Source organism: Streptomyces aureoversilis (assembly GCF_042657885.1).
GTDB lineage: Bacteria > Actinomycetota > Actinomycetes > Streptomycetales > Streptomycetaceae > Streptomyces > Streptomyces aureoversilis.
Window position 1 is genome coordinate 288,124 of sequence record NZ_JBHSKJ010000008.1, and the last position, 18,134, is coordinate 306,257.

At 71.2% G+C, this 18,134-nt stretch carries 16 protein-coding genes and 1 riboswitch; of the genes, 11 read left to right on the forward strand and 5 right to left on the reverse strand.

Annotated elements, in window-relative coordinates; all coding sequences use genetic code 11:
• Positions 1–233: 233 nt before the first annotated feature.
• From ACFPP6_RS16700 to def, 6 genes are all read left to right on the forward strand, one after another.
• Positions 234–965, forward strand: a complete 732-nt coding sequence (locus ACFPP6_RS16700; RefSeq protein ID WP_382042414.1) for a sigma-70 family RNA polymerase sigma factor — start codon at positions 234–236, stop codon at positions 963–965.
• Positions 962–1,366: a mycothiol system anti-sigma-R factor gene (gene rsrA / locus ACFPP6_RS16705; protein WP_382042417.1), complete on the forward strand. Its 405-nt coding sequence runs from the start codon at positions 962–964 to the stop codon at positions 1,364–1,366. Before ACFPP6_RS16700 ends, rsrA begins: the two co-directional genes overlap by 4 nt.
• Positions 1,367–1,622: 256 nt before the next feature.
• A complete protein-coding gene (locus ACFPP6_RS16710; protein ID WP_382042420.1) occupies positions 1,623–2,990 on the forward strand; it encodes an HD-GYP domain-containing protein in 1,368 nt (455 codons plus the stop codon).
• 17 nt (positions 2,991–3,007) lie between these two features.
• Positions 3,008–4,270, forward strand: coding sequence for an HD-GYP domain-containing protein (locus tag ACFPP6_RS16715; RefSeq protein ID WP_382042422.1), 1,263 nt, complete (start codon positions 3,008–3,010; stop codon positions 4,268–4,270).
• Positions 4,271–4,546: 276 nt separating this feature from the next.
• Complete coding sequence (locus tag ACFPP6_RS16720) at positions 4,547–5,533, forward strand: tetratricopeptide repeat protein (protein WP_058047142.1); 987 nt, start codon at positions 4,547–4,549, stop codon at positions 5,531–5,533.
• A 69-nt stretch (positions 5,534–5,602) separates the two neighbouring features.
• Positions 5,603–6,241, forward strand: a complete 639-nt coding sequence (gene def / locus ACFPP6_RS16725; protein ID WP_382042425.1) for a peptide deformylase — start codon at positions 5,603–5,605, stop codon at positions 6,239–6,241.
• A 59-nt stretch (positions 6,242–6,300) separates the two neighbouring features.
• Here the strand turns inward: def and ACFPP6_RS16730 are convergent, their stop codons facing one another.
• The 5 genes from ACFPP6_RS16730 to ACFPP6_RS16750 all read right to left on the reverse strand — a co-directional run bounded on the left by ACFPP6_RS16730 (position 6,301) and on the right by ACFPP6_RS16750 (position 12,565).
• A complete protein-coding gene (locus ACFPP6_RS16730) occupies positions 6,301–6,666 on the reverse strand; it encodes a YciI family protein (RefSeq protein WP_382042428.1) in 366 nt (121 codons plus the stop codon).
• 108 nt (positions 6,667–6,774) lie between these two features.
• Positions 6,775–7,797, reverse strand: coding sequence for a ribonucleotide-diphosphate reductase subunit beta (locus tag ACFPP6_RS16735; RefSeq protein ID WP_382042430.1), 1,023 nt, complete (start codon positions 7,795–7,797; stop codon positions 6,775–6,777).
• On the reverse strand, positions 7,797–10,184 hold the full coding sequence (locus ACFPP6_RS16740) for a ribonucleoside-diphosphate reductase subunit alpha (protein ID WP_382042433.1): 2,388 nt from the start codon (positions 10,182–10,184) through the stop codon (positions 7,797–7,799). Before ACFPP6_RS16740 ends, ACFPP6_RS16735 begins: the two co-directional genes overlap by 1 nt.
• A gap of 172 nt (positions 10,185–10,356) precedes the next feature.
• Positions 10,357–10,457, reverse strand: a riboswitch (adenosylcobalamin-variant (AdoCbl-variant) riboswitch).
• Positions 10,458–10,685: 228 nt separating this feature from the next.
• Positions 10,686–12,311, reverse strand: a complete 1,626-nt coding sequence (gene mctP / locus ACFPP6_RS16745) for a monocarboxylate uptake permease MctP (RefSeq protein ID WP_382042435.1) — start codon at positions 12,309–12,311, stop codon at positions 10,686–10,688.
• Positions 12,308–12,565: a DUF3311 domain-containing protein gene (locus tag ACFPP6_RS16750; protein ID WP_058046183.1), complete on the reverse strand. Its 258-nt coding sequence runs from the start codon at positions 12,563–12,565 to the stop codon at positions 12,308–12,310. The genes mctP and ACFPP6_RS16750 overlap by 4 nt, the downstream gene beginning before the upstream one ends.
• A 160-nt stretch (positions 12,566–12,725) precedes the next feature.
• Here ACFPP6_RS16750 and ACFPP6_RS16755 point away from each other — a divergent pair, with 160 nt between their 5' ends.
• The 5 genes from ACFPP6_RS16755 to ACFPP6_RS16775 all read left to right on the forward strand — a co-directional run bounded on the left by ACFPP6_RS16755 (position 12,726) and on the right by ACFPP6_RS16775 (position 18,116).
• Positions 12,726–13,628 carry a Gfo/Idh/MocA family protein gene (locus tag ACFPP6_RS16755; RefSeq protein ID WP_382042437.1) on the forward strand — a complete coding sequence of 301 codons (903 nt, stop codon included), beginning with the start codon at positions 12,726–12,728 and terminating at the stop codon, positions 13,626–13,628.
• Positions 13,629–14,306: 678 nt separating this feature from the next.
• A complete protein-coding gene (locus ACFPP6_RS16760; protein WP_382042440.1) occupies positions 14,307–14,924 on the forward strand; it encodes a carbonic anhydrase in 618 nt (205 codons plus the stop codon).
• A gap of 35 nt (positions 14,925–14,959) precedes the next feature.
• Positions 14,960–16,447: a SulP family inorganic anion transporter gene (locus ACFPP6_RS16765; protein ID WP_382042443.1), complete on the forward strand. Its 1,488-nt coding sequence runs from the start codon at positions 14,960–14,962 to the stop codon at positions 16,445–16,447.
• A 146-nt stretch (positions 16,448–16,593) separates the two neighbouring features.
• Entirely contained in the window at positions 16,594–16,746 is a 153-nt protein-coding gene (locus tag ACFPP6_RS16770) for a hypothetical protein (protein ID WP_179082571.1), read from the forward strand.
• Positions 16,747–16,874: 128 nt separating this feature from the next.
• A complete protein-coding gene (locus ACFPP6_RS16775) occupies positions 16,875–18,116 on the forward strand; it encodes a phenylacetate--CoA ligase family protein (RefSeq protein ID WP_382042446.1) in 1,242 nt (413 codons plus the stop codon).
• Positions 18,117–18,134: the final 18 nt, after the last annotated feature.

An 18,134-nucleotide genomic window follows, 5' to 3' on the forward strand; every position in this document is an offset into this window, starting at 1 on the left:
GTTGTGCCAGTCGTCATCAGCTACTGGACCGGTGGCTACTGGCCGACCGAGGAATGGGAGCTCGCCGCATGGGTTCGACCGCCTGCCTGTCCCGCCCGCAGACCGCTGACCTGGGGTGGGCGGCACTGCATGTGGCGCAGCCCGCCCCGGCTGGAGCGGCGGACGGGCGGGATCGTCGTCTATTCTCCGATTCGAGCGGGTCCGCATCCGGTCCTGCCGTCGTGTTGGAGGAGGTGGGTCCGGTCACTGGGACCGACGAGGGGACCGAAGACACCGGGGCCACGGGCATGAAGAACGCCACCGAGAACGCCGCCGCCACGGGCGGGGCCGCCGGCGCGGAGACCGCCGCCGAGCGCAACGCCCGGTTCGAGCGCGACGCCCTCACCTTCCTCGACCAGATGTACTCCGCCGCCCTGCGCATGACGCGCAACCCGGCGGACGCGGAGGACCTGGTGCAGGAGACCTACGCCAAGGCGTACGCGTCCTTCCACCAGTTCCGCGACGGCACGAACCTCAAGGCGTGGCTGTACCGCATCCTGACCAACACCTTCATCAACTCCTACCGCAAGAAGCAGCGCGAGCCGCTGCGCAGCGCGTCGGAGGAGATCGAGGACTGGCAGCTGGCCCGTGCCGAGTCGCACATGTCGACCGGCCTGCGCTCCGCCGAGTCCCAGGCGCTGGACCACCTTCCGGACTCCGATGTCAAGGAGGCCCTCCAGGCCATCCCCGAGGAATTCCGGATAGCGGTCTACCTCGCGGACGTCGAGGGCTTTGCCTACAAGGAGATCGCGGACATCATGGGTACGCCCATCGGCACGGTCATGTCCCGGCTCCACCGGGGCCGCCGCCAGCTGCGCGGAATGCTGGAGGACTACGCCCGTGAGCGGGGTCTCGTCCCGGCCGGGGCGGCCCCCGCGCCGAACGGCTCCGACGAGTCGCACAACCGGAAAGGCTCGGACTCATGAGCTGCGGAGACCCGCACGAGACGGACTGCTCCGAGGTCCTCGACCACCTCTACGAGTTCCTCGACCACGAGATGCCCGACGGGGACTGCGCCAAGTTCGAGGTGCACATCGACGAGTGCTCCCCGTGCCTGGAGAAATACGGCCTGGAACAGGCGGTGAAGAAGCTGGTCAAGCGCTGCTGCGGTCATGACGACGTGCCCGCCGACCTGCGCTCGAAGGTGATGGGCCGGATCGAGCTGATCCGCGCCGGGCAGTCGGTGCCCGACCAGGACGTCGTGGCCGAGGCCAGGGCGGCGGAGGCCGCCGCCCGGACGCAGGGCGGCCGGAGCGCTCCGGGTGTCCGCAGTGCGTCGGGCGGCTCCGCCGGTGCGGGCCCCCTGGGCGCCACGGCACAGGAGTAGACGCGGGCGCGGTGCCCGCACCGCGCGGTCCGCGTCCGTTCGCGTAGTTCCCCCGCATCCCTCTGCGTAGCCCTTCCGGGCCTGATGCGGCCCGGGCCCGGCATGCCGCCCGGCGGGGATTATCACCCGAAGGTGTGCATCTGGTCGGTTCGCGTGGGGCAATCCCCGAATGCGCCGTTCCCCGGCCGTGCCGGACCCTATTCTCCCCTTCCTGACGGCAAGCATGTCGGCACCTCACGGGACGGGAGGACGCACCATGGGGTCACTTCCGGCGGCAGCGCGCGCCTGTGTCCTGTGCGCCGCCCTCGCCGCCGCCCTGTGCGCCGCCCCCGCCCTGCGGGCCGCCCACGGAGTTCCCTGGGGTGCGGTGGCCCTCCTGGCCGCGGTCTGCGCCGTCTGCGAGCGCCTGCCGCGCCGCACCCTGACGCTGCCCGTCCTGCTCGCCGGGGCGTTCCTGCTGCCGCCCGCCGCCGCAGCGCTCGTGGCCGTGCCGGGCGCGCTCGTCGGCCGCGTCGAGCAGCGTCCGGCGTGGATCCGGCGGCTGTGGCACGCCGCCCAGCTCTCGCTGGCCACCTGTGCCGCCTCCCACGTCTTCGCCCTCATGGCCCCGGCCACGGCGCGGTCCGCCGCCCGGGGGGCGGACTTCCCCCCGGTCGACCCCGCGGACTTCCCCGCCGCCCTGCCGTCCGCCCTCGCCGCCGCCCTCGTCCTCTCGCTCGTCGCCGCCGCCCTCGACGGCGCCGTCCGCGTGGCCGCCGAGCGCCGCCGCCCGCGCGCCGCGTGGAGCGGGCTCCTGTTGCCCGGCCCGCTGCTGCCGGCCCTCGTGCACGGCCCCATCGGGCTGCTGACCGCGGCCCTCTGGCACAGCGCCTACGGACCGGCCACGGCGCTGCTCGTCCTGCTGCCGATGTCCGTCTCGTCCTGGTTCCTGGACCGCTGCGAGCGCGAGCGGGCCGCCCACCAGGCCACCATCCGCGCGCTCGTCCAGGCCGTCGACCTCAAGGACCAGTACACCCGCGGCCACAGCGAGCGCGTGGGGCGCGCCTCGGTGCTCATCGGCCGCGAGCTCGGCATGACCGGCGAGCGGCTGGAGGCGCTGCGCTTCGCGGGCATCCTGCACGACGTCGGCAAGCTCGGCGTCCCCACCCGCCTGCTGCGCAAGGACGGGCCGCTCACCCCGGAGGAGCGGCGCGTCATCGAGCTGCACCCGGAGTACGGGCACGAGATGGTGCGCGGCATCGGCTTCCTGGACGAGGCGCGGGCCGCGATCCTCCACCACCACGAACGCCTGGACGGCAGTGGCTATCCCTACGGTCTGATGGGTCCTCAGATCCCCTTGTTCGCCCGCGTGGTGGCCGTGGCCGACGCGTTCGACGCCATGACCTCCACGCGCAGTTACAGCCGGGCACGTCCCGTACCGGCCGCCCTCGCCGAGCTCCACCGCTGCGCGGGAAGCCAGTTCGACCCTCGCATGGTCGCGGCCCTGTCCGCGGCCCTCGACCGTCACGGATGGCATTCGACAGTGACCTCGGAGGCTACGGAGAGTGCAACTCCGCCCAGCGGAAACGTCCCTTCTTCCCGCCGGCCGGTCACCGGGGCCGGCCACCCGGGAGGTGAGGGGTGACGGGACGCGGTGACGGAATGCTGATACGGAGCGTGCACGCCGCGGCCGTGGCGCTCTCCCTGGCGGCCCTGGCCCGCACCGCCTGGCACGGCGTCGCCCAGCCCCAAGTCGCCCTCGCCTACGGCCTCCTGATCGCCGTCGGCGAGGCCGCCCGGCGCCGCCGCCCCACGACCGGCCCCGGCGACCGCCAGACCGCCCCCGTCGGCGCCGCCGGAGCCCTCTCCTACGCCCTGCTCGGGGAGATCGGCGGCCGGCCCACCGCGCACTGCGCCCCGCAGGTCGTCGCCGTCGTGCTCGCCGCGACCCTCGCCGGGGCGGTCGGCCGCCCGCCCACCCGCGACCACCTCGCCCGCCGCCTGCTCACCACCGGCTTCGCCGCCCTCTGCTTCCAGCCCCTGCACCACTCCGGCGTCCTCGACCGCTGGCCCGGCCACGGCCCCGCCTACGCCTTCGTCCTGCTCCTCGTCCTCGCGCTGACCACCCTCTTCGACGCCGTGCTCGCCGCGGTCCTCACCCGCGCCCGCACCGGCGGACCCTACGGCCCCGTCCTCCGCGACGAGCTGCGCGCCCTCGCCGGCATCGGCACCGCGATCTGCGCCACCGGCGCCGTCATGGCCCTCGCCGTGGGCGTCGCCGGGCTGTGGGCCCTGCCGGTCTTCTGCCTGCCCCTGCTGCTCACCCAGCTCTCCTTCCACCGCTACACCGCCGTACGGGCCACGTATCACCAGACCATCGCCTCCCTCGCCCGCTCCACGGAGATCGCGGGCCACACCCCGGCCGGGCACGCCCGCCGCGTCGCCGCCCTCAGCCGGGCCGCCGGGCGCGAGCTCGGCCTGTCCGAGACGGACCTCACCGTTCTGGAGTACGCGGCCCTGATGCACGACATCGGCCAGCTCTCCCTCCTCGACCCCGTCCCGGCCGGGGCCACGGAGCCGCTGCCCCCCGAGCAGCGCCGCCGCATCGCCCTCCTGGGCGGGGCCGTGGTCCGCCAGACCGGGGTGCCCTCCGACGTCGCCGTCGTCGTCGAGCGGCAGGCGGACCCCTACCGCGAGCAGCCGCTCGCCGCCCGCGTCGTCCGCACCGTCAACGCCTACGAGGACCTCGTGGGCCGGACCGGCTGCGGGCCCCTGTGCGCCCTGGAGCGGCTGCGCCTCGACACCGCCCACGAGCACGACCCGCAGGTCGTGGCCGCCCTGGCCAGGGTGCTCGCGCGCGGGGGCGGCGGCGGGGGAGCGGAGCCGGGGCGCGGCCGGGGTGGACCGGGGCCGGACCAGGGGTAAGAGTCCGGTCAAAGCGGGAGTACCGCGGTGAACCCACGGGTAATGAGCGGGCGTCCAAAGGGGCATGGTTGGATGCGAAGAGGAGAAGACGACAGAGAAAGACGGGAAAACCAGGGAGACGACGGGGGGCGTCGGGCGCGCCGCCTCCGGCACGGAGGCGGAACGGGCGCGACTTCCCGGAGCGAGTGAGATGTGGCAGGTTGTCGTCAGGGAGGACGGCGGCCTTCACCTGGGTCATCCGGCGTGGTCGCACGCAGAAACCGGCAGGCGGGAATCGTGAGGATCTTCGGCAAGGTACGGCACCGGCCTTCCGCCTCGTGGCGGCAGGCCACCGACCGTGCCTTCACGCTCATCGGCGACGGCCGGTACGAGGACGCGGGCGCGCTGCTGACGCGCGCGGCCGACATGGAGCCGTGGCTCTCCGAGTCGTGGTTCAATCTGGCGCTGCTGCACAAGTTCCGCCACGACTGGGAGCAGGCCCGCGCCGCGGGGCTGCGCGCCGTGGCGCTCCTGGACCGCGAGGCCGGCGCCCCGGACTGGTGGAACGTGGGCATCGCCGCCACCGCCCTGCAGGACTGGCCCCTGGCCCGCCGCGCCTGGCAGGCGTACGGCCTGCGGGTCCCCGGCGAGGGCACCCCGGCCGGCGAGCCCGTGGGCATGGAGCTGGGCAGCGCGGCCGTGAGACTCTCGCCCGAGGGCGAGGCGGAGGTCGTCTGGGGCCGCAGGCTCGACCCGGCCCGCATGGAGGTCCTCTCCATCCCGCTGCCCTCCTCGGGGCGCCGCTGGGGCGAGGTCGTGCTGCACGACGGCGTCCCGCACGGCGAGCGGGTCACCGCCGCCGGGCCCTCCTACCCCGTCTTCGACGAGATCGAGCTGTGGGCCCCCTCGCCCGTGCCGACGTGGGTCGTGCTGCTGGAGGCCGCCACCGAGGCCGACCGGGACGCCCTGGAGCGTCTCGCGGCCGACGCCGGCTTCGCCGCCGAGGACTGGTCCTCGTCCGTGCGCCTGCTGTGCCGCACGTGCTCCGAGAGCCGCATGCCCAGCGACGAGGGCAACGGCGAGCACCTCGACCCGCACGATCACAGCGAGCCCGGCCACCCCGGCCCCCTCGGCCACCGCACGGCCGGCTCCGGCTCCCTGTGGGTGCCCGAGCGCGAGTGCGGCATCGCCGCCCCCGCCGGGCTGGTGCGGGGCCTGCTGGACGGCTGGGTGGCGGACAGCCCCGACACCCGCGAGTGGCGTGATCTGGAAGAGGTCTGCTGAAGCCCCCGAGGGGGCCCCTTACCCTGTATAGGCATCCTTTTGGGTTTTGAGAGAGGCATAACGGCGGACATGTCGCAGCAGTCGCAGCAAGAGACCGACCAGCCGGTGGACGACGAGTTCATCGTGGACACCGAGGACTGCGAGGAGCGCGAGCTCGCGCACCGCGAGCGCGGCACGTCCCGCCCGATCACCGTGGTCGGCAACCCCGTCCTGCACCGCGAGTGCAAGGACGTCACCTCGTTCGACGCCGAGCTCGCACAGCTGATCGACGACATGTTCGCGAGCCAGCGCACCGCGGAGGGCGTGGGCCTCGCCGCCAACCAGATCGGCGTCGACCTCAAGGTCTTCGTCTACGACTGCATGGACGACGAGGGCGTCCGCCACGTCGGCACGGTGTGCAACCCCGTCCTGGAGGACCTCCCGGCCGACCGCCGGATCCTGGACGACTCCAACGAGGGCTGCCTCTCCGTCCCCACGGCCTACGCCTCCCTCGCCCGCCCCGACTACGCGGTCGTCCGCGGCCAGGACGCCGAGGGCAACCCCATCCGCGTCCAGGGCACCGGCTACTTCGCCCGCTGCCTGCAGCACGAGACCGACCACCTCTACGGCCGGCTCTACATCGACCGTCTCTCCAAGCGCGACCGCAAGGACGCCCTGAAGCAGATGGAAGAGGGCACGCCGCGCTACCCGGTCGTCGCCAACGGCTGACCTCGCGCACGACGCACGTGTGGCGGGCGCCCCGGCCAGGGGCGCCCGCCACACGCGTTCTACGCGCCGTCCGGGAAGTCGGAGGCCTCGAAGACCGGGCGCACCTCGACCTCGCCCTCCCGGAAGGGGATGCGCCGGGCCCACTCCAGGGCCTCGTCCATGGAGCCGGCCCGGATGACCCAGAATCCGGCGACCAGGTCCTTCGCCTTCCCGCCGAAGGGCCCCTCCGTGACGACGGGCGGGCCGTCCGAGAACGTCACCCGCGCACCCTCGGAGCTGGGGCGCAGCCCCTCGCCCGCGAGCATCGCCCCGGCCTGCTGCAGCCGGTCGTTGTACGCACCCATCTCGGCGAGCATCTCCTTGGTCGGCAGCACACCGGCCTCGGACTCCTCGCTCGCCTTGACGATCACCATGAAACGCGGCATCGCGTGCCTCCCGTCGTGTCCGGATCCGCACTTGGATTCCCGGACGGGAGACACGCGATGCGAGGTCCGGAGGGAATTAACCCGCCGGGCCCAGACTCCGCCGTGCCTTTAGAACTCCTCGTCGAATCCGACCGAGCCCTCGACCGCCATCTGGTACGCGGAGGCGCGGCGCTCGAAGAAGTTGGTCAGCTCCTGGACGTTCTGCAGCTCCATGAAGGAGAACGGGTTCTCCGAGCCGAAGACCGGCTTGAAGCCCAGGCGCTGCAGGCGCTGGTCGGCGACGCACTGGAGGTACTCGCGCATGGACTCGGTGTTCATGCCCGGCAGGCCCTCGCCGCACAGGTCGCGGCCGAACTGCAGCTCCGCGTCGACGGCCTCCTTCAGCATGTCGGTGACCTGCTGCTGGAGCTCGTCGTCGAAGAGGTCGGGCTCCTCCTGGCGGACGGTGTCCACGACCTCGAACGCGAAGTTCATGTGCATGGTCTCGTCGCGGAAGACCCAGTTGGTGCCGGTCGCCAGGCCGTGCAGCAGGCCGCGGCTGCGGAACCAGTACACGTAGGCGAAGGCGCCGTAGAAGAACAGGCCCTCGATGCACGCGGCGAAGCAGATCAGGTTGAGCAGGAAGCGGCGGCGGTCGGCCTTCGTCTCCAGCCGCTCCAGCTTCTCGACCTCGTTGATCCACTTGAAGCAGAACTGGGCCTTCTCGCGGATGGAGGGGATGTTCTCCACCGCGTCGAACGCCGCGGCGCGGTCGTCCGGGTCGGGCAGGTAGGTGTCCAGCAGCGTCAGATAGAACTGGACGTGCACGGCCTCCTCGAAGAGCTGCCGCGACAGGTACAGCCGCGCCTCGGGGGAGTTGATGTGCTTGTACAGCGTCAGGACCAGGTTGTTGGCCACGATCGAGTCACCGGTCGCGAAGAACGCGACCAGGCGGCCGATCATGTGCTGCTCGCCCGGGGAGAGCTTGGCGAGGTCGGCGACGTCCGAGTGGAGGTCGACCTCCTCGACGGTCCAGGTGTTCTTGATCGCGTCGCGGTAGCGGTCGTAGAAGTCCGGGTACCGCATGGGGCGCAGCGTCAGCTCGAAACCCGGGTCGAGCAGGTTCTTCTGGCGTTCGGGTGCCGTGGTCATTACTGGCATGCCTCGCAGGACTCGGGGTTCTCAAGGGAGCAGGCGATGGCGTCCGCGTCGGGCGCGGCCTGCTGCACGGGGATGGTGGCGGGCGCGGCGGCACCGCCGGACGCCGCGCGGGCGATCCGGGTCGCCGGGCGCGAGCGCAGGTAGTACGTCGTCTTGATGCCCTGCTTCCAGGCGTACGCGTACATCGAGCTGAGCTTGCCGATGGTGGGCGAGGCCATGAAGAGGTTCAGCGACTGGCTCTGGTCCAGGTACGGCGTACGGGAGGCGGCCATGTCGATCAGGGCGCGCTGCGGGATCTCCCAGGCGGTGCGGTACAGGTCGCGCACCTCCTGCGGGATCCAGCGCATCTCCTGGATCGAGCCGTTGGCCTCGGTCATCGCCTCGCGGGTGGTGCGGTCCCACACGCCGAGCTTCTTGAGGTCCTCCACCAGATAGGTGTTGACCTGCAGGAACTCACCGGAGAGCGTCTCGCGCTTGAAGAGGTTGGAGACCTGCGGCTCGATGCACTCGTACACGCCGGCGATGGAGGCGATGGTGGCCGTCGGGGCGATGGCGAGCAGCAGCGAGTTGCGCATGCCGACCTCGCCGATGCGGGCGCGCAGCGCCTCCCAGCGGTCCTCCCAGGCGGCGACGGCGTTGGGGTAGTGGTCCGGGTGCAGCACGCCGCGGGCGGTGCGGGTCGCGGACCAGGCCGGGTGCGGGCCGTGCCGCTCGGCGAGGTCGGCGGAGGCCTCGTACGCCGCGAGCATGATGCGCTCGGAGATGCGGGTGGACAGCTCCTTCGCCTCGGGCGAGTCGAAGGGCATGCGCAGGCGGAAGAAGACGTCCTGCAGGCCCATCAGGCCCAGGCCCACCGGGCGCCAGCGGCTGTTGGAGCTGCCGGCCTGCTCGGTCGGGTAGAAGTTGATGTCCACGACGCGGTCGAGGAACGTGACGGCCGTGCGGACCGTGCGGTCGAGCTTCTCCCAGTCCATCTCGCCGTCGGCACCGAGGTGCTGCGCGAGGTTGACGGAGCCCAGGTTGCAGACCGCGGTCTCGCCGTCGTCCGTGACCTCGAGGATCTCGGTGCAGAGGTTCGAGGAGTGGACGACCGCGCCCTTCTCGGCCGTCTGGTTGGCGGTGCGGTTGGCGGCGTCCTTGAACGTCATCCAGCCGTTGCCGGTCTGCGCGAGGGTGCGCATCATGCGGGCGTAGAGCACGCGGGCCGGGATCTGCTTGACGGCCTTGCCCTCGGCCTCGTACTTGCGGTACGCGGCGTCGAACTCGTCGCCGTAGAGGTCGACCAGGTCGGGCGTGTCGGCCGGGGAGAACAGCGACCACTCGGCGTCGGCCTCGACGCGGCGCATGAACTCGTCCGGGATCCAGTGCGCGATGTTGAGGTTGTGGGTGCGGCGGGCCTCCTCACCGGTGTTGTCGCGGAGCTCCAGGAACTCCTCGATGTCGGCGTGCCAGGTCTCGAGGTAGACGCAGGCCGCGCCCTTGCGGCGGCCGCCCTGGTTGACGGCGGCGACGGAGGCGTCGAGGGTGCGCAGGAACGGCACGATGCCGTTGGAGTGGCCGTTGGTGCCGCGGATCAGCGAGCCGCGCGAGCGGATGCGGCTGTACGACAGGCCGATGCCGCCGGCGTGCTTCGACAGGCGCGCCACCTGGTGGTAGCGGTCGTAGATCGAGTCCAGCTCGTCCAGCGGGGAGTCCAGCAGGTAGCAGGACGACATCTGCGGGTGGCGGGTGCCGGAGTTGAAGAGCGTGGGGGAGGACGGCAGGTACGACAGGGTGCTCGTCAGGCCGTACAGCTCGGCGACGTCGGCGACGGCGCGCTCGGAGTGGTCCTCGGCCAGGCCGCAGGCCACGCGCAGCAGGAAGTGCTGCGGGGTCTCGATCACGTTGCGGGTGATCGGGTGGCGCAGCAGGTAGCGGCTGTGCAGGGTGCGCAGGCCGAAGTAGCCGAAGCGGTCGTCGGCGCCGCCGAGGAGGGCCTCGTCGACCAGCTCGTCCAGGCGCGCGGCGTGGGTGGCCACGAAGGCGGCGGTGTCGTCCGCGATCAGGCCCTCGCGGTGGCCGACGGCGACCGAGGCGGAGAAGGACGTGGCGCCCTGGCCGGCGGCCTCGTCGGCGATCGCGCGGGTGAGCAGCCGCGCGGCGAGCTTGGAGTACTCGGGCTCCTCGGCGATCAGCCCGGCGGCGGCCTCGGTGGCGAGGGAGCGCAGCTCGGCCTCGTCCGAGTTCGCGCTCCGGCCCCGCAGTGCGGCGGCGGCGACCTTGCCGGGGTCGGTGGCAGGAAGGTCGGCGGTGAGGTCGGTCAGGGTGCGCAGCAGCGCGGTCCCGGGGCCGCCGGTCGCTTCTTCCGCTGAGACCGGATCGGCGGGCGCGATGGTCACTGAGGCTCTCCCTCGCTCGGCTGGGTGGGCCGGCGGGAGAGCACGACGGTCGCGTACGGGCGCGCCTGACGGACCAGGGCATGCCTCGTAGGCGTCCGTCGGCCCAACCCGCGAGGCCCGGACGAATTCAACGCCCATAGCCGAGCCCAGGGCAGGCTCGGTGGAGGGCGTGCTGCCGGCAGGTACTCGGACTCCTGCATGCGCGGCTTAACGGCATACATGCACCGTTGCGGGACAGTTCCGGATTTTCACCGGATTCCCCTGCGACGACAGCGAGGACGAGCATACATCTAGTGCCGCCCCTCGTACGCGCCCCCACATGTTGTGTCGCGCGGTAAGCGCATGGGTCGGAATGTGTTATCAGGCCCCGGTGTTGAGGGTGGGTTCGCAGGTCGGAGGGGGGTCCGGGAGCGGGGCGCGGCGAAGGGCCGCCACGCCCCCTCCAGGGGGGCGTGGCGGCCCGGTCGGCTCCGCGGGGCGAGGGCCCCGCCGAGGGTCGCTCTAATGCCCTCCAGGGGCCCCTGCGGTGGCCGGCGGGAGCTCGGTCCGGACCCCGGGGTCGCCCGCGTCCGCCGTGTAGTCCGCAGCCGAGGTCTCGTCCGTGCCGTCCGGCACGCGGAGCGCCTTCAGGGTGAACGTCAGGACGATGACGACGATCACATTGAGCGCGAAGGCGGTGAGCCCGATATAGCCCTTTTCTCCGATAAGGGGGATGAGGTTGGTATTCCCGAAATGATCCTGCGTCGCGCTCGGCGTGTCGTACGCCTTCCAGGTGCCGTACCCCATCCCCGCGGCCCAGCCGGCCAGCAGGGCCCAGCGGTGGAACCAGCGGGTGAAGAGCCCGCCCACGAGCGCGGGGACCGTCTGCAGGATCCAGATGCCACCGAGCAGCTGGAAGTTGATGGCGACGGTCTTGTCCATGGTGAGGACGAAGACGAGCGCGCCGACCTTCACCAGCAGCGAGGCGAGCTTGGAGACCTTCGCCTCGTGCCCGGGCGAGGCGTCCGGCCGGATGAAGTCCTTGTAGATGTTGCGGGTGAAAAGGTTCGCCGCGGCGATCGACATGATCGCGGCCGGGACCAGGGCGCCGATGCCGATGGCGGCGAAGGCCACGCCCGTGAACCAGTCCGGGAACATGTCCTCGAACAGCTGGGGGATCGCGAGCTGCCCGTTCTTCACCTTGATCCCCGCGGCGATGGCCATGAAGCCGAGCATCGCGAGCAGGCCCAGCATCAGGGAGTACAGCGGCAGGATCGTCGTGTTGCGGCGGATGACGTTGCGGCCTTTGCTGGAGAGAACCGCGGTCACCGAGTGGGGGTAGAGGAAGAGCGCCATCGCCGAGCCGAGCGCGAGCGTCGCGTACGCCCACTGCGCGTCCGGACCGCTCACCAGGGCGCCGCGCGGTTTGCCGGTCTCCGGGTTCTTGACCGCGAACGCTTCGCCCGCCTTCGCGAAGATGTCGTCGAAACCGCCCAGCTTGATGGGGATGTAGATGATCGCCACGATGATCACGATGTAGATCAGCGTGTCCTTGACGAAGGCGATCAGCGCGGGCGCCCGCAGCCCGGAGGAGTAGGTGTAGGCCGCGAGCACGCCGAAGGCGATGAGCAGCGGCAGGTCCTTCATGAACCAGTTCGACCCGCCGCCCACGCCCAGCACGTCCAGGACCGCCTGTATGCCGACGAGCTGCAGCGCGATGTACGGCATCGTCGCGAGGATGCCGGTGAGCGCGAGGGCGAGCGAGAGGCCCTTCGAGCCGAAGCGGCCGCGGACGAAGTCCGACGACGTCACGTAGCCGTGCTTGTGGGAGACCGACCACAGGCGGGGCAGGAAGGTGAAGACCAGGGGGTAGCAGAGGATCGTGTACGGCACCGCGAAGAAGCCGGCCGCACCGCCCGCGTAGATCGCCGCCGGGACGGCCACGAAGGTGTACGCGGTGTAGAGGTCGCCGCCGAGCAGGAACCAGGTGACCCAGGTGCCGAAGGACCGCCCGCCCAGCCCCCACTCGTCGAGGTTGTCCGCGTTCTCGGCCCGCCGCCACTTCGAGGCCATGAAGCCCATGACCGTCACGGCCAGGAAGAAGAAGATGAAGACGGCGAGCGCCACGCCGTTCACGCCGTCCTTCATCGCCGCTCACCCGCCTTGCGGGCCCGCTCCTGACGCCGCACGAGCACGTAGGCGACGACGGTGAGCAGGGTCGAAACGGGCACCCACAGCATCTGGTACCAGTAGAAGAAAGGGATGCCGATGAAGGCGGGCGCGGTCCTGGCGTAGGAGTCGACCCACAGCATCGCGACGAACGGGACGGCCAGACACAGTCCCGCCACGGCCAGGGGCAGGGTGACGACCGCCCTCCTGCCGCCCTCCGGTGGTTCCGTCATGGTGGTGACTCCCCCCTGTGTGATCACTGCGTGATGCGCAGGAAATCTAGGCGAGGGCCCCGCTGGGCGTCACCCCCTGTCCGCATATCGGTATGACATCGACATCGGGCCTGTTGAAAAGGCGTTCCGTTTATGGTGAGTTGATGGACATGGAGGGGTCTTGAGGTGGGCGGTCGCCGGCTGCGGCGACGTCGTGCGGCGTCAGGTACTGCCGGCCCTGCGGGGCCTGGGCGAGGAGACGGCGTACGTCTGGGGGCGGGACCCGGCGCGCGCCGCCCGTACGGCCGCGGAGCACGGGGTGCCCGCGGGCGGCGACGACCTCGGCCGGCTCACCGACGCCGACGCGGTGTACGTGGCCACGCCCGTCGCCGCGCACGTGCCCCTCGCGCTCCACGCGCTGCGCGCCGGCTGCCACGTCCTGGTCGAGAAGCCCCTGGCGGGCGCGCTCGGCGGCGGGGGCGTCCTGGCGGCGGAGGCGGCCCGGGCGGGGCTGTGCGCGGGTGTGGCTTACCACCGCAGACTGGGGCCTGCCGCACGGCAGTTGCGCGAGGCGCTGGCGGCGCGCGAGCCCGCGCGCGTGCAGATCACCTTCTGCGCCCCCTTCGACCCGGCGCCGGAGCACCCGTCGTACTGGCGCACCGACCCGGCCGTGGCCGGCGGCGGTGTGCTCGCCGACGAGGGCAGCCACCGCCTGGACCTGCTGCTGTCGGCCCTGGGCCCGCCCGTGCGCGTGGGCGCGCGCTTCGGCCGCAGGTTCGCCGCCGGGGCCGAGCGGCGCGCGCACCTCTCCCTGGGCTGGGCGTCGGGCACGTCGGCCGAGTGCCGCTTCGCCTGGATCGGCGGCGCCGAGCGGGACCGCCTCGACGTCACCGCCGGGGGCCGCTTCCTGTCGCTGGACCCGCTGGACGCGGAGCTCGGGCCCGACCCGCACGTGCCGCTGATCGCCGACTTCGCGGCGGCGGTGAAGGAGGGCCGCCCGCCCGCCTGCCCGGTGACGGAGGCCGTCCTCGTGGACGACGTCATCACGGCGGCCTGCTGGGCGGCGCGCTTCCGCAACGCCTGAGCGGCCGATGGCGGAAAAGGTGGAACAAATGCCCTTGTGAGGGGATGAGCCCTCGCACCGGTCCTGAAGTTGCCGAACGGCGCCCCTGACTGACGGTCATTCACCTTCCGTTAACCCATTGTTCACCGCCCGCCCGTGCGGACCGCGCGGGCGGGCGTTTCGCTGCCCGGGGAGGGGTGCCGGGAGTCCCGGAGGCGGCGCACCCTGAACGATTAGCGCGATCATGACAACTCGTTCCGCGCGGCCGCCGATTGCCCCGGTGTGTGATGCACGTGACCCCCTCCGACGCCGCCCGTAAAGCAATTACGTGTGTAATGCACGGGTAATGCGCTCCTCCGTGTATCGCAATGAAGACGCAGCTGGTGGGGTCCATGGTTGCAGCTGAGACGGAATCAATTCCTCCAAAATCTCTGGGGGAATCGAATAGTTCGGGACTGTACCAATCCAGCGTCAAGTAGCCTTCGGCGTCCGTTTTTTGACGAAAAATTTCTCTTTCACGAGGAGGTAATACACGGGTAAAGTGTTGGTCTCTGCGGTCGTGCACAATTGGCTGCAGACGGCCGGTGCCGTGCCCCGAGGCTGTGGCACCGCCATGCCGCTCGCATGCTCGTCATGCTCGATCCGACCCGACCACACCGCGCCCGGCGTCATGCCGCAGAGCGCAGGAGGCAGGCCATCATGAAGTCCCTCATCGACAACGCGCGTTCCTTCGCCGCCACGCACGTGGCCGATCCCGAGCGCGCCGAGAGTTTCCGCGCGCTCGAAGCGGGCCAGTCGCCCGAGACGTTGTTCATCACGTGCTCCGACTCCCGCGTCGTGCCCGCGCTGTTCACCGGGGCGTCCCCCGGAGAACTCTTCGAGCTCCGTACCGCCGGGAACATCGTCCCGGAGTACTGCAGCGACAACCCCTCCGGCGAGACCGCCACGATCGAATACGCGGTGCGCGTGCTGGGCGTCCGCGACATCATCGTCTGCGGGCACTCCCACTGCGGTGCCGTCACCGCCGTCGTCCGCGGGGACGACCTCTCGTCCGTCCCCGCCGTCCAGGGCTGGCTCGAGCAGTCCGTCCCCGCCGACGCCCCCGCCCGGGCGGTCGAAACCTTCACCCACGACATGGCGGAGGCCGTGCAGCGGCACGCCGTCGCCCAGCTGGAGACGCTCCGCTCGTACCCGTGCGTCCAAGAGCGCATCGAGCAGGGCACGTTGGGGTTGCACGCCTGGTACTACGAGGTGCACACCGGCGCGGTCGAAGTCCACCTCCCCGAGAGCGACCCGGTGTCGTTCGGACCCCTGTGACCCGTCCTCACGTGACCTCCAAGGGACCCTCACCCATGTTCTCCGCCCTCAAGCAGCCCGCCGTCCTGCGTCAGGACGCGCTCGCTTCGCTCGTCGTCTTCCTCGTGGCCCTGCCGTTGTGCGTCGGCGTGGCCGTGGCCTCCGGGGTTCCGGCCGAACTCGGCCTGATCACCGGCATCGTCGGCGGTCTCGTCGTCGGTTCCCTACCGGGCAGCACGTTCCAGGTCAGCGGCCCCGCGGCCGGGCTGACCGTGCTCGTCTTCGAGGCCGTCCGGGAATTCGGCCTGGGCATGCTCGGCGCCATCGTGCTGGCCACCGGCGTGCTGCAACTCGTCCTCGGGCTGCTGAAGTTCGGCCGCTGGTTCCGTGCGATCTCCGTCTCCGTGGTGCACGGCATGCTCGCCGGCATCGGACTCGTGCTGATCTTCGGGCAGTTGTACACGATGGCCGGCGTCAAACAGCCGCGCTCCGGCCTGGACAAGATCGCCGGGATCCCCGGCCTGGCCGCCGACATCGCCACGGACAGCTCCGCCCTGACCGCCTTCGCGGTCGGCGCGGGGACCATCGCCGTGCTCGTCGTCTGGAAGAAGCTGCCCGCCAAGGCGCAGCTGGTGCCGGCGCCGCTGGTGGCGGTCGCCCTGGCCACGGCCGTGACGGCGCTGGGCGGCCTGGACGTCGCCAACGTCGAGGTGCACGGGCTCGCCGACGCCATCCAGCCGCCCGGGCTGAGCGACCTGACGTCGCTGGGCGGCCTCGCGGTCCTCGGCACCGTCATCGCCTTCACCCTGATCGCGTCGGCGGAAACCCTGTTCAGCGCGGCCGCGGTCGACCGCATGCACGACGGGCCGCGCACGCACTACGACAAGGAACTGCTGGCCCAGGGCGTGGGCAACGCGGTGTGCGGCGTGCTCGGCGCCCTCCCCATGACCGCGGTGATCGTCCGTAGCTCCGCCAACGTCCAGGCGGGTGCGAAGACGTCGCTCTCCCGCATCCTGCACGGTGCGTGGCTGCTGCTCTTCGCCGTGCTGCTGCCGGCGGCCATCGGCGTCATCCCGCTGGCGGCCCTGGCGGGCGTGCTGGTCCACGCCGGCTGCAAGCTGGTGCCGGTGAAGGAGCTCGGCCCGCTGTGGCGCGAGCACCGCGGCGAGGTCGTCGTCCTCGGCGTGACCGCCGTCGCCATCGTGACGACCAGCATGTTCGAGGGCGTGGTGCTCGGCATCCTGCTGGCCGTGGTGAAGACGGCGTGGGACACCTCGAAGGTCCAGCTCGACGTCCGCGAGCTCACCGACGGCCGGATGGTCGCGACGGTGTCCGGGAACGCCACGTTCCTGCGGCTGCCCCGCATCCTGGAGACGCTGGAGGCCCTCCCGCAGGACCGGCCCATCGAGATCGACCTGTCCGGCGTGCGCCATCTGGACCACGCGTGCCGCACGGCCCTGGAGGGCTGGGCGGCCCGGCACAACGCCCCCGGCACCGAGCCGGTGCTGATGCGGCACCCGGAGCCGGAGAAGGCAGCGGTGTAACCGGCCAACCCCGGTCGTGCGACGGCCAAGTGAGTGCGCGTCACTTGGTGAACCGTTGACACTGGCTTGGCCAACGCTTTACGGTCTGTTGTGGCGGCACAAATGCACTGTCATCGCCGCAATTCCTCACTTTTCGGAGGTGCGTTATGGAAAAGCTGATCAAGAAGATGGCGCAGGAGAACGTCTGGCGCGGCTGGGTGGCCGCCAACTCGGCGCAGGCCGCCAAGGACGGCTGCATCAGCGCCGCCCCCAAGGCGGGCTGCATCAGCGCGGCGCCCAAGGCGGGTTGTATCTCCTGACCACCGGAGACTGATTGAAGCGAGCGGAGTGGACCGTGACCACGGTGTGTGCGCGGTCCACTCCGTGCGTACCGGCCCCGTCAGCGCCGACGGGGCCTTCCGTTCTCCGATCACTCCCGGGGTGGCACATGGATGGGCAGCCGACGGCCGGCGTCGTCGAGCAGATCAGGGACATACCGATCTACCGCGCGTCGATCGAGCGGGGGCACTTCCCCGTACTCGAGAAACCCGAGATAGCCGACGGTTTCCCGGGCAACTGGATGACTCCCGCCCTGGAGAAGGCACTTGAGGCCGGCGAGGCCGAGTTCGTCCTCTCCACGGGCACCAACCACGCCCGGATGCAGATCATCCGGCCCCCTTACTTCCTGCTGAACTCCTACTACCGGCTGTGGAGCGAACACCCCGACATCTCCGGCACCTGGGAGCAGGGCTGCCGCAGGGTCTCGCTGACCACGGTGCTGGCGACCGAGCACGTGGCACGGGTCAACGCCAAGAAGCGCGGGGCCGAGCCGAGCCCCGTCCCGGACCTGGACGACCGGCGGCTCGACGAGCGGACGCTCTACCTCAACCTCCGGCTCGACCCCGCGCTGTGGACGCGCGAGGACGTCGAGCGGATGCTCGGGGAGATCGAGACGGCCCGCCGGGAGCACCCCGAGGGCCGCTACCACCTGGACTGCTCCGGCTACCACCTGGCACATCTGGTGCACAAGGCCCGGGAGTGGGGCCTGTGGGAGGCCTTCCCGCGGCCCGACAGCATCATCCACGCCTACGAATACACCCCGGCCAACGTCCGGCGGTACCTGCACGAACACTTCGACTGCCCGGTCATCGACCTCTTCGGCAGCACCGAGCTCGGCTACCTCTACTACAGCGACCGCCATGGCCGCTACCGGCCGTACCTCGACAAGATGAGCGTCGAGCTGATCCCGGTCGCCCCCGGCAGCACGCTCTACAGCCTCATCGTCTCCAGCGTCCGCAATCCGTACATGCCGCTGATCCGCTACCGCTCCGGCGACTGCGCACGCACCCTCGACGGCACGCCGGACCCCACCAAGATCTCCAGCTTCTGCGGCCGCGAGAAGGAACTGCTCGCCGCGCCGGACGGGCCCGTGGCCCAGGGAGACCTCGACGAGCGCATCAGCGCCGCCGCGCCCGGGATCTTCCTGCACCAGCTGCGCGTGGAGGACGGCGGCACGACCGCCCGGCTGCTGTACACGACCTTCGACGGCGATCCGCTCGGGCAGGCGCAGGGCGCCGCCCTGGAGCGCGGCGTCCGCGAGCTGACCGGGCTGCCGTGCGCCCTGGAGCACCGCGAGCACATTCCCATCGGGAAGTCCGGCAAGTACGCCTGGCTCGCACGCGACCTCTGAACATCAGGACTACGGGAA